Annotated in this window: 10 protein-coding genes; 4 read left to right on the forward strand and 6 right to left on the reverse strand. The window is 40.3% G+C overall.

The genetic code is table 11. The annotated features are described in order from the left end of the window. Positions 1–10 precede the first annotated feature (10 nt). The 3 genes from HWQ43_RS23555 to HWQ43_RS23565 form a co-directional block, all read right to left on the reverse strand. Positions 11–2,251, reverse strand: coding sequence for an ATP-binding cassette domain-containing protein (locus HWQ43_RS23555; protein WP_292738404.1), 2,241 nt, complete (start codon positions 2,249–2,251; stop codon positions 11–13). Positions 2,252–2,292: 41 nt separating this feature from the next. Next, entirely contained in the window at positions 2,293–3,456 is a 1,164-nt protein-coding gene (locus HWQ43_RS23560) for a glycosyltransferase family 4 protein (RefSeq protein WP_292738405.1), read from the reverse strand. A 122-nt stretch (positions 3,457–3,578) separates the two neighbouring features. Beyond that, positions 3,579–4,943 carry a glycosyltransferase gene (locus HWQ43_RS23565; RefSeq protein ID WP_292738406.1) on the reverse strand — a complete coding sequence of 455 codons (1,365 nt, stop codon included), beginning with the start codon at positions 4,941–4,943 and terminating at the stop codon, positions 3,579–3,581. A gap of 426 nt (positions 4,944–5,369) precedes the next feature. On the opposite strand from HWQ43_RS23565, the gene gloB reads away from it, so the two are divergent. From gloB to HWQ43_RS23580, 3 genes are all read left to right on the forward strand, one after another. Continuing rightward, a complete protein-coding gene (gene gloB, locus HWQ43_RS23570; protein WP_292738407.1) occupies positions 5,370–6,143 on the forward strand; it encodes a hydroxyacylglutathione hydrolase in 774 nt (257 codons plus the stop codon). Between the two features lie 332 nt (positions 6,144–6,475). Beyond that, positions 6,476–6,934 (forward strand): 50S ribosomal protein L9, encoded by a 459-nt coding sequence (rplI, locus tag HWQ43_RS23575; protein WP_094352304.1) that lies wholly within the window; start codon positions 6,476–6,478, stop codon positions 6,932–6,934. A gap of 115 nt (positions 6,935–7,049) precedes the next feature. After that, the gene (locus HWQ43_RS23580; RefSeq protein ID WP_292738408.1) at positions 7,050–8,930 is read left to right on the forward strand and encodes a replicative DNA helicase; all 1,881 of its coding nucleotides are present in this window, start codon (positions 7,050–7,052) and stop codon (positions 8,928–8,930) included. Positions 8,931–9,005: 75 nt separating this feature from the next. Here HWQ43_RS23580 and HWQ43_RS23585 read toward each other — a convergent pair whose 3' ends face one another. The 3 genes from HWQ43_RS23585 to HWQ43_RS23595 form a co-directional block, all read right to left on the reverse strand. Continuing rightward, positions 9,006–9,527, reverse strand: coding sequence for an FKBP-type peptidyl-prolyl cis-trans isomerase (locus tag HWQ43_RS23585; protein WP_292738409.1), 522 nt, complete (start codon positions 9,525–9,527; stop codon positions 9,006–9,008). A gap of 78 nt (positions 9,528–9,605) precedes the next feature. Next, on the reverse strand, positions 9,606–9,929 hold the full coding sequence (locus tag HWQ43_RS23590; protein ID WP_094352173.1) for a phasin family protein: 324 nt from the start codon (positions 9,927–9,929) through the stop codon (positions 9,606–9,608). A 340-nt stretch (positions 9,930–10,269) separates the two neighbouring features. Continuing rightward, positions 10,270–10,680, reverse strand: coding sequence for a 2TM domain-containing protein (locus HWQ43_RS23595; RefSeq protein ID WP_292738410.1), 411 nt, complete (start codon positions 10,678–10,680; stop codon positions 10,270–10,272). A gap of 912 nt (positions 10,681–11,592) precedes the next feature. Here HWQ43_RS23595 and HWQ43_RS23600 point away from each other — a divergent pair. Next, positions 11,593–12,477: a ParA family protein gene (locus tag HWQ43_RS23600; protein WP_292738411.1), complete on the forward strand. Its 885-nt coding sequence runs from the start codon at positions 11,593–11,595 to the stop codon at positions 12,475–12,477. Positions 12,478–12,523 lie beyond the last annotated feature (46 nt).

Consider the following 12,523-nt stretch of genomic DNA (forward strand, 5'->3'; position numbering starts at 1 on the left):
TTAACTAAAATTAAACTTTATTTTCAAAAACTTTTAATATATCTAATAGGTAAATAGCAGATTGATAAGATTCTGCAATTAATAGATTTTGTTTTTGGGGTTCGGATTCTAATTTATCGGCTAGCAAACGCAGAGAGCTAATGAGAGGATAGAGACACGTGCGAAACTCATCCGAGATATGACTAAAGTTTTGATACTGCTTATGTTCATCTTGATTTTGGTCTATATCTGACGATAACTGCCAGTTAATTTTCAGGTTAACTACATCGCTGAAGAGATCGATGGCGTTGAGAACTCTTACAGATGAGTTGTATGATTGGTCAATTAATTCCTGCCGCTCTTGGGAATTGTCTACTAGATCGTCAACTAATAATCCCAGGAAACCAATCATTGAGTTAAGCCTTGTACGCAGTTCGTGAGAAATGCGGTTAAAGCTAGGATTAGTTTTGGTGGAAACTTCAGTCTGTCCGACAAATTGCATTGAGTAGAGGCGTGAGTAGTAGCCACCTTTTGGTAAAAGTGTTTCATGGGTTCCCACTTCTACCACCTGTCCTTGATCTAAAACGGCAATTTGATCGGCTTTTTGGACTGTGGAAAGGCGGTGAGCAATTACAAGGGTTGTGCGATCGCGACTTAGATCGTCGAGTGCAGCTTGTACTAAGCGTTCGGAAACGGTATCTAAAGCGCTGGTGGCTTCATCTAAAATCAAAATTTCTGGGTTTTGCAGGAGGGCGCGAGCGATCGCTAATCTTTGCCTTTGTCCACCAGACAACATGACGCCGCGATCGCCAATTTGGCTGTCTAACCCTTGAGGTAATTTATCAATAAATTCATAAGCATTGGCTCGTTTGGCTGCTGAGATAATTTCATCTTCTGTAGCTTCAGGTCTTCCATAAGCAATGTTATTTCGCACCGAGTCATTAAAGAGAAATGTATCTTGACTGACAATTCCCATCTGTGTTCTGAGAGATTTGATATCAAAATCACGCAGGTCTGTGCCATCGATAGAGATCCTGCCAGATGTCGGATCGTAAAATCTGGGTAAGAGGTCAGCCAAGGTTGACTTACCAGCACCAGAACCACCTACCAAAGCGAGAGTTGTAGCACGGGGTAAAAATAAATTTACATCTTTCAGTACTAACTTTTCATGACTAGGGTAGGCAAAAGAAAGTGAATTAAAACTTATTCCTTTTTTTAATTCTGTGTAGATAACATTACCGTTTTTCATAAACGGCTTGCGATCGCGACTTAAAAACTCAGTTACTATTTCTACGCTAGTAGCACTATTAGCAAAGCTACTACGAAGACTATTTAACTGAGATACCAAAGGCAGCAGTCGCAGTAATACTAATAAATATGTCAGTAGTACTGTAGAAATGAAAGAAACCTGGTTGGCAAAGAAAGCTTTACTCAAGAACACAATCATAAGTAAGGCTATAACTCCCATTACCTCACTTATCGGCCCGATCGCTTGTGAGTTTACTTGAGATTGAAAATCTGCTTTTTCGCGATCGCGGATTAATTTGGTAATCTTTTGATATTCTCTGTCTTCATTAGCAGTTGACTTTACCAAACGAATTCCATTCAATGTTTCTAAAACACTGATTGAATAAGAGGTAGACATTTCTGATAGTTGTTGACCAAATTGTTTCGCTCTACTAATTGTGTATTGATTGATTAATGTTATAAAACCCAACAAAATTGTTGCTGCGATTGTTAGCTGCCAAGAAATGGCTAATAATAAGGCAACGAAAACTAAAATTGTAATTATTAAAATAATTAAATTGATAATACTACCGATAGCGCTAGAAGTGCGGGCAGTTTCCGAACCAAGCCGATTAATAATATCGCCTACTTTCGTTTTTGAATAATAGTCTATATCAATATCTAGCAATAACTCTAAGCTAGCTTCGCGAATATCCGCATTTAATCTCCGAGTGAAAACACTCGATGTTAAAATACTAAAATAACTAGATAAGTTTTTTAATAAAATTATAAATATAATTGTTCCAGCCATTCCCAAATTACGATAATTTTCGGGAAGATTATCAAATGGGAACATCACAGCTTTGAGAATCGGAGGAAAACCAGTTAAATCTACTGGTTGTCCGACAATTCTCAAAATTACTGGCACAATCAAAGTCACACCGACACCATTAAATAAAGCACCAGAAAATCCCAACAGCATTGTTAGGATAATTAAACCTGGATAGGGTTTGGCGAATCTTAGTATTAGTTTTCTGGTAGACATTGGGTATTTTTATGCAAATTTAACTTAATTATTAATATTATTCACAACTGAGCAATTACTGACTTGAGCGTAGAAGCCATAGCCTCTATGCTATAGTGTTCGACACATCTTTCTCTTGCCTTGATAGCTTTCTGGTTTGCTGACTCTAAATTCTGAAAAATCAATTGAATTTGTTCAGCAATTTGCTCAGGACAACCAGGCTCGACTAAATAACCAGTATCACCTAAAATTTGGGGAATATCTCCAACACGCGTTGATAATACAGGTTTAGCCATTGCCATCCCATCTGTCAACTTCAAGGGAAATTGAGCGCGAGTTTCTGGAGTATCTCGCTGGGGAACAACTACAATGTGAGCAGCTGCTACCAAATCAGGCATAACGTCGGCTGGATACTTAGGTAATTTAATAATCCAACGTCCCCACTTTTGTTGAAGTTGTTTATCATAATCATCATAAGGACTACCACCTACAATTACTAGTCTCAAGTCTGGTTGATTAAGTTTATCGAGCGCGATGAGAACATCTTCTAAACCTTTATAAGGTCTTGGCGCACCGGGAAACATTAAAATGCGATATTCAGATAAACCATAACGATTCCTACTGGATTCAGCATCATATTGAGCGGGATCGAATAAAGAAACATCTTTGCCATTCGGAACCAATGTACCACCAAAACGCTGCTGCAAAAATTTAGTATGCACTGTCACAGCATCAGCGTGACTTACCAAACCTTCCATCCATTTCACATATAAAGTATGATGAGGATTTTTTAGTGCGCCCTGTGGTTTCAGCAAGTCCCTAGCAAATTCTTTGGGTGTAGGATGATAATGCCAGTTATCACCTCCATGCCAGCTGAGTTCCCAATCGTCTATGTCTAAAATTAATGGCTTTCTAGTGAATATTTTCTTTAATAGTCCAACTCCAAAACTTGCTATTTGTGGTTTGATGGCATAAATTATATCGCCATTTATTTTTGGTAAAATTTTTTGAATTTCTCCAAAAAAGTCTGGAAAGTCTTTGCCTGGTAAGTTATAAACGTTGAATTCGGATGGTAAATTTAAATAGAAGTTATTTCCAAATAAAAAACCCATAATTTCAACTTCATATCCTAACTGATTGAGAGCTTTTGCTATCAAGTATGCACGCAGAATCGCTGCACTTGATAAATCTGAAACCAACAAGGATATTTTATAAAATTTTCTCACTATTTTTATACTGGTTATTATTTAATTTTTCAAGGATTTGTCAACTGTTGCTAAATCTGCAAATATTAATTTAATTTGTTTTGTAGGAGCTGGAGCAACTAAATAAATTAGGTGTCAATCCATCAAGATACAAAGTTTTTCTGAGGGATTTTTAATATTTCATGGTAAAGTGTCAGCATCTCTGAAGCAACAGTATCCATTGTACGTACTGGCTGGATACCTTGACGTAATTTAGCTAGTAAATCGCCGTCTTTGGCTAAAGTTGCGATCGCTTCAGCCCATGCTTGGACATCCTTGGCTGGAACTAACCAACCATCGATCCCATGACGGACTAACTCAGCAATTCCTCCTAAATTTGAACCTAGTACGGGAATGCCCATAGCTTGCGCTTCTAAAGCAACTATGGGCCCAGTTTCTAACCACTGCGATGGTATTGCTAGTATATCGAAACCGGCTAATGCCTCTGGTACTGCTTCGCGTGCAAGTGGTTCAGCAATCCGAATCCGGCGATCGCGAGATGCGATCGCCATAACTTTTTCACGATTGGCAGCACCGTATTTTCCCGGATGAGTAGCATGAAGAATTAACTCTACAGGTACATCATTCGGTAGACTATGTACGGCTTCTACTAAAACTTGTACCCCTTTAGTTTCTTGCCAGCGGCCCAAAAAGCCGATTTTTAATGTAGAGTTTTGTAGTTTATTTGGTGTTACTTCACGTTTGAAAGTATTAGCAACACCTTGTCGAGAGACAGTAAGTTTTTCGGGAGGAACCTTGTTTGCAACAAAAGCATTGTATTGCCAATTACTCGTTACAACAATGCGATCGGCTAGTTTTGCTAGTTGCATCAAATTACGTCTATGTTGAGACACTAGGGTAGGAATACCAAGAGTTTTACCAAGTAGACGCAGCTTGAAATTTTTAGAGGTAAGTAATTTTGTTTCTGCTGCTATGCCAACATCCAAGGGAACTTGACTAAAAGCCTTGAGCATCCAAGGCGATACTTGTTTTGCTACTCCCAAGCATTGACTACAATTAACAGAGTCAATCAGCCCATTGCAAGGTTCTTCACCCCAGCGCATCATTGTACCACGCAGACATATAGGCTCAGGTATGTGGACGGTGACTACAGTAGCCATCCCTAACTGGCGGGCGAGAGCAAGGTGATGTAAACCGCAGTCAAATCGCCAAGAATGTTGATGATATACATCGGCTCGATTGTTTTCTAGCCAATTAGCAAAAGTTTTAAAGCCGCCGTGGGGTAGCTGCTTGTGTACCTCTATCTTACTGGGGTTGGGAAAAACAGGATAACGATAAACTGAGATGCCATTGTATTCGTAGCTATCTTCTTCTGTACCTTGTTTAGGAGCAGCAACAATACTTTCTAGTCCATGTACTTGTAAGCCATGCAGTAGTGAATCTAAGTATACTTCAGCACCGGCTGATGTATCAGGAAAATACCAGCTAGTTGTATGGATTAGCTTCATTTATGAACCTGCAAAGAAAAAATTGGAAAGCTCATCTTTTTTTACCACGATTGATTGCTCTATTTAATCGTTATTAACATCTATCTTTTATAAATAACCCAAAGTGAATCTATAAAATTCCGTATTATCCGTATTAATAGTTAGTATGTACAAATAAAATTTTCGATGACTGATTTGGTGTTTTTGAGTAAAAAAGACAATTTAGGACAAAAAGAACAGAATAAATCTAACTTAGCTTTTACACTTCCTCCCAGAGAAATTTTACTGATATACCCAAATCATAATTTATAGTTACTTATCATATTCTTAAGTATTATTACGGTTGTGTACTATCATAGTATTTATGGACTTTCTCAACCTTTTCTCACTGAGATATTTAAGATTGCTGATAAATTCCAAAGTACTTATCTTGAAAGGGAGATATTAATGCAAGTAATCAGGCTTGAGGCACTCTCGGATAACTACATATTTTTGCTGGTGGATCGCCAGCAACAAATTGCTGCGGTTGTAGATCCAGCAGAGGCTGAACCAGTACTAAAGCAACTTGCACAGTTAAAAGTTGAGTTGGTAGCGATTTTCAACACACACCACCACAATGACCATGTAGGTGGCAATCAGCAATTAATAGAACACTTCCCGCAACTAACAGTCTACGGTGGCGTCGAAGATCGCGGGCGAATTCCCGGACAGCAGGTGTTTTTGCAACAAGGCGATCGCGTCCAGTTTGCAGATCGCATAGCTGAAGTTATTTTTGTCCCCGGACATACCCGCGCTCACATCGCTTACTACTTTCCCCCCGAAAAAGCTGGTGAGACAGGCGATTTATTCTGTGGTGATACCTTATTTTCTGGCGGTTGCGGTCGTTTGTTTGAAGGAACACCAACCCAAATGGTGGATTCTTTAACCAAACTGCGCTATCTACCAGATGATACGCGTATCTGGTGTGCCCACGAATACACTTTAGGAAATTTGCAATTTGCCCTAACTGTAGATGGCGACAATGCCGACTTACAAAAACGCTTCAATGAGGTGAAGGCTTACCGTAGTCGAGGAGAAGCTACTATACCCTCGCTGCTGGGAGTTGAGAAGCGAACCAATCCTTTTTTACGTTGGGATCAGCCATCCTTACAATCAACTGTTAAAGGTAGCGATGGAGTGCAAACCTTTGCGCGGATACGGGAAATGAAAAATAACTTTTAGGCATTGGGCATTGATTTTTCTCCCCTGCTCCCTCATCCCCCATTCCTCCAACTTTCTAGCGCTAATAGTTGCGATCGCACCCTTCCTTTCGCTAGGATCTGTAAGCTTTAAGGTATGGGCAAAGCTACTTGGGAAAATATACTCATTTCAGGAGTTCTAAGTTCTGAAAAAACACTAGTTATTCAGGACTCTTGACTCCGCACTGGCTCAACGCCCTGCTACCGCAACAGCACTGGCTCAAGGCCCCGCTACTGCTAACAGCATTGTTTTAGTGAGCTATGCTGCCCAAACCCACCCAAATTAATCAGATTTTACAGGAAAAACGAAAAACGATGGCGAAACGTGTGCAGTTAGTTTTAAATCAGGATATCAGCAAGCTAGGAAAATCTGGCGATTTAGTGGAAGTAGCTCCTGGCTACGCTCGTAACTATCTGATTCCCCAGAAATTGGCAACCAATGCCACTCCTGGTATTCTCAAGCAAGTAGAACGCCGTCGCGAGCAAGAGCGTCAACGGCAATTAGAACTCAGACAACAAGCTCTTGAGCAAAAAGAATCTTTAGAAAAAGTTGGCAGCTTGACAATTGCCAAGCCAGTTGGTGAAAACGAAGCAATTTTCGGTACTATCACCACCCAAGATGTTGTAGATGCAATTAAGGCAGCCACTGGTCAAGAAATCGATCGGCGTGGAATTACCATCCCCGATATTAACCACCTTGGTACTTATCAAGCCGAAATCAAGCTGCATTCGGAAGTAGCGGCGCAAGTCGATATTCAAGTCGTAGCTAGCTAGGAGACAGCAGTGGGAGCATAGGAAGCAGGGAAAGTAGGGGTAAATACAAACTCCAAACTCCTGTACAGACGCGATTAATCGCGTCTCTCGCAAAATCTCAAAACTAAAATCGTTTATGGCTGAAGAATTGAGTTTTCAAGGCGATGGTAGCGATGCCTACGGCGGTAAACTACGCCTCCCACCACAAAATATTGAGGCGGAAGAAGCGATTTTGGGGGGTATTTTGCTAGATCCAGAAGCGATTAGTCGAGTTAGCGATCGCCTTCTTCCCGAAGCTTTTTACATTAGCGCTCACAAAGATATTTATCAAGCTGCTGTGAGGCTCCACGCTCAAGGTAAACCCACAGATTTACTCTCAGTTACAAGTTGGCTGACTGACCATGATTTGCTTCCCCGCATTGGTGGTAGAAATAAATTAGCAACTCTGGTAGACCGTACAGTGTCAGCCGTTAACATCGACGCCTTAGCAGGGTTAGTCATGGAAAAATACCTGCGGCGACAGTTAATTAAAGCTGGGAATGAAATTGTACATCTTGGTTACGAGACAGAAACCGAGTTACCACAAGTTTTAGATCAGGCAGAACAGAAAGTTTTCGGTGTTACTCAAGAGCGTCCCCAATCGGGTTTAGTTCACATTTCTGATACTCTAATTAATAATTTCCAGGATATTGAAGATAGAAACCAAGGTATTGCCTTACCTGGAATTCCCTGCGGATTTTACGATTTAGATGCAATGACCAGCGGCTTTCAGCGTTCTGATTTGATTATTATCGCGGGCCGCCCATCAATGGGAAAAACAGCATTTTGCTTAAACCTTGCTCATAATATCGCCGCTTCTTATAAATTACCAGTTGCTTTTTTCAGCTTAGAAATGTCAAAAGAGCAACTGACGCAACGTTTATTAGCTAGCGAAGCGCAAATTGAAAGTAGTTATTTGCGAACTGGCCGCCTGAGTCAAACGCAGTGGGAACCTTTAAGCCGTGCTATTGGTATCCTTTCTGAGATGCCAATTTATATTGATGACACGCCGAATATTACAGTTACACAAATGCGTAGTCAATCAAGAAGACTGCAAGCTGAAATTGGAACTGAATTAGGATTAATTGTAATAGATTACTTGCAATTGATGGAAGGAGCAGGTGATAATCGCGTACAAGAATTATCAAAAATTACGCGACAACTCAAAGGTTTAGCGCGGGAATTATCTGTACCAGTTATTGCCTTATCTCAGTTAAGTCGAGGAGTGGAAGCGCGTACTAACAAGCGTCCGATGTTATCAGATTTGAGAGAATCCGGTTGTTTAGCAGGCGATAGTCTGGTGACATTAGCTGCTTCAGGACTGCAAGTACCAATTAGGGAATTAGCAGGTAAATCTGGTTTTGGAGTTTGGGCGTTGAACGAAGCTACAATGCAGCTAGAAAAAGCAATTGTTAGCAATGCTTTTTCCACCGGTGTAAAGCCTCTGTTTACTTTAACAACTCGATTGGGTCGAAAAATCCGTGCCACAGGTAATCACAAGTTTTTAACAATTAATGGCTGGGAAAGACTTGATGAATTAACTCCTAAACAACATCTATGTTTACCAAGACATCTCCCTAGTTCTGATAAACAAAGCATGACTTATGCGGAAGTTGCATTATTAGGACATTTAAAAGTCAGCAACGTTGTTCAATCATCTAAACTGATTACTCTTGCCACAAGTGATGTTTATTGGGATGAGATACTTTCAATTGAATATAGTGGCGAGGAAGAAGTGTTTGACCTCACCGTTCCTGGTTTGCATAATTTTGTTGCAAATAATATTATTGTTCACAATTCCATTGAACAAGATGCTGATTTAGTAATAATGTTATACCGTGATGAATATTACTCTCCCGATACTCCCGATCGCGGCATTGCAGAAGTAATTATAGCTAAACATCGCAATGGCCCTACAGGTACTGCGAAACTTTTGTTTAATCCACAATTTACAAAGTTTCAAAATTTAAAAATTTAGCCATTGAATTGGGGACTGGGAATGGGGGACTAAGAGAAGCCAATGCCCAATGCCCAATGCCCAATACTCTAGTTTTTACTTAACTCCCAGCAATTCCACATCAAAAATTAGAGTTGCATTGGGTGGAATTACGCCACCAGCACCACGAGCGCCATAGCCTAACTCCGATGGGATGATTAACTGACGACGACCGCCTACTTTCATAGTGCTAAGTCCTTCATCCCAACCTTTGATTACCTGTCCAGCACCGATTTTAAAGCTGAAGGGTTGACCGCGATCGCGTGAACTATCAAACTGAGTACCATTTTCTAGAGTGCCGACATAGTGAACTTCAACCGTTTGTCCAGGTTTAGGAGTCGCCCCAGTCCCCTCTTTTAACTCCACATACTTTAATCCAGAGGGAGTGGTTACGGCATTAGCATCAGACATAGTATTACTCGCAATTAAGATATTGTTTTCAGTTACAGTTGTGGATACTGGCGGCGTTTGGGTTAACTCGGCAGCAATGGCAGTATTCTGTTTACTTCCTACTTGCCCCACAACCAAAAGCACAACACACACCAGCATGAACGCCACGCTGAGGAAAATTGGTTTCAAAATCAGTTCTCCTTACTTAGGTATCCTGGCAAAAAGATTACCAACAGGACACATTTAGTTTAAATCACAAAGGACATTCTAACGCCAAAGCTTATTTTCTAAATCGCGCAATTGCCGCTCTAAACGGTCAATTCTACCCCTCAACTCGTCCACTTCTGACTGGCGAGCCACCCCCAAATCCTGCATCATATTTCGCATTTGCCGTTGCATTTGCACATCGAAGTTTCCCTGTTCCGACTTTAACTGCTGGGCAATATCATCTATTACCGCCTTGGCTTGCTCAGGATTGAGTTTACCGTCTTTGACTAAATCATCGCTGACTTGCCGCAGTTTTTCTGCGACTATAGACGTTGTACCAAGGCCTACCATCATTAGCTGTTGCAACCAGTTGTTGTTATCCATATTCCCTTCCTTTTATCTTATTAACCAGCCGACTCTTGCTCCTGAGTTTAGGCAATCAAGCTTCTTAAAGCGTAGTTATTCTAGCCTACAGCTCTATTTTGGCAAATTGGCAAGCACAAGGATAAGGATCAAAGGGCGTGATTACACAACTCCTCAAGTTTAAGGTTGCCCAAATTTACCTATTTTGCGATGTCAGAGGCAATTCCCTATAAATTACAAAGCTCACACTCACCCCTGGCGGTGAATGTGAGTTGTTTATGGGAAGATTTTATCTAGAAGGAGGCACAAATTAGGATAATAGCGATCGCTGAATATCTAAGATTGATCGTTAAAGGAGAAGTTAAATTTGTGTACGCCATTTCTGAAAAGCGATCTCGTAATCCTCTGATTTACTCTGATAAACACTCCACCAATGAAAAAATAATCCTAACCCCCATCCTAATACTGGGAAAATAGCCCAAAAATAACTAGGACTAGTGATTAAATTTAAGAGAATGAGGAATAAATTCACCGCTAGGAAAGAAACAAAGTGTGTCCAAAAGGCTCTGCGTCGGAAAGTATTAAATTTGTGTCGTAAACGTTTCTCTTCTTGTTGAGCCAACCACTTTTGTTCAGTTGCTTCCAAAATATTAGAAGAAATACCTAACTCAGATGCCATTTCTAAAAGCTGTTCTCGTGAAAATTCACCTTTGTCTTTACGAGTGAGTGCTTTTTGCAGGATTTGTTCTACATCTTCTGAATCGTAAGTCATTTTAATTACCTTATAAGTTTGTGTGTAAATGCGCCTTTGATTTCACGAAATTATCAATCCGCTTCGTTCAATTCAATTAGCAAATGCATCCACATTTTGCACCCAATACTTAGTGATATTCACAACACTATTATTTTCTCACAATTGATTTAGGGCTACTGTATTTGTCAATACCTCTATAATTGCTTTGATAAGAGCGATCGCTGTTACGGCATTAAGCCAAACATTGCCATTATGGAGTAAAGAAGGCTGTTAGCTGGATTCCAGGTAAAGAGATCCAACTACATATTGCTGCCTCAATCGAGTAAACATCGCTGAAATCACTCTTTTGAATTTCCGAAAATATTAAATTTAATGGAAGATTTAAAATATCAGCAGAGGTGTACGCTACCTACTAGTCTGTCAAGTTTGATTTGATAGGTTGTGCGATGTGCGACTTATTCTTGAAACCTCTCTCTAAACCTCTCCCCGTTGGCGTCAGCCTGCCGTTAGGCAAGCGGGGAGAGGGCTTTAAGTCTTGCTCTCCTTCCCTTGTAGGGAAGGGGCTGGGGGTTAGGTTTGAGAGAAAGTTGCACACCGCGTTAGGTTCGTAGTTTGTGCTTTAACGCTAACTACAAACAATCCGCACCTCTCAATTATTTCTTGACAGACTAGTACATCACGGCGTAAATAAACCACCCATTCCAAATCAACGAAACTCTTACGCTGTATTCATTTTGACTTTTGACCGTGCCAATTTTAGATTTTAGATTGAGAATTTTTTAATCCAAAATCCAAAATCGTCAATTCAAAATCAGTTGACCCTTGTGGTCGGGATCAATCCAAAATCCAAAATTTAAAATCCAAAATCAGTTGACTTTTGACTTCCGCCTTGCGGTACTAGTGGGAATGCGTCAATAGAGGACTCAATCAATGGGATATGTAATTGCTACTGCCAATATGAAAGGTGGTGTTGGTAAAACCACCCTCACCGTCAACTTAGCTACCTGTTTAGCTAAAAATCATGGCAAGCGGGTGCTTGTCCTTGATTTAGACAGCCAAATTAGTGCCACACTCAGCTTGATGTCGCCTTTAGATTTTGCCAAGCGTCGGAAACAAAGTAAGACATTTAGGTATCTGATAGACGAAGTTATCAATCCAGACCCACAAGCAAAACTTACAATTCAGGATATTATTCAATCCCAGGTTTGTAATCTTCCCGGACTAGATTTATTGCCAGGAGACATCGATTTATATGATGAATTTGTTGTTTCAGAAATGCTGCATCAGCAAGCAACTGCTTTGGGCGAACAGGACTTTGAAACGATTTGGAATCGCTTTGAAAGGGTCTTAATTAATAACATCTTAAAACCAGTACGTCAAGAATATGATTTTATCCTTCTCGATTGCGCCCCTGGCTATAATCTATTGACTCGTAGCGCTTTAGCCGCTAGTGATTTCTACATACTCCCTGCGAAACCAGAACCATTATCTGTAGTAGGTATTCAACTCCTAGAAAGACGGATTGCCCAATTAAAAGATAGTCACGGACATGAAACCAAGATAGATATAAAAATGTTGGGAATTGTATTTAGTATGTCTAGCGCTAACCTGCTCACGGGGAGATACTATAAACAAGTAATGCACCGCGTTGTAGAAGATTTTGGTGTCGAAAAAATTTGCAAAGTACAAATACCAGTTGATGTCAACGTTGCTAAGGCTGTTGATAGTTTTATGCCAGCTGTTTTAATTGCTCCTCAATCAGCAGGTTCAAAAGCTTTCTTGCAATTAACTCAGGAGTTGTTGCAAAAGCTATAGCCCTACTTAATCATTGATGAACAACATAATTTCTGATTTATTAAAT

The sequence above is a fragment of the Nostoc sp. JL31 genome (genome assembly GCF_017114965.1).
In the GTDB taxonomy this organism is placed as follows: domain Bacteria; phylum Cyanobacteriota; class Cyanobacteriia; order Cyanobacteriales; family Nostocaceae; genus Nostoc; species Nostoc punctiforme_A.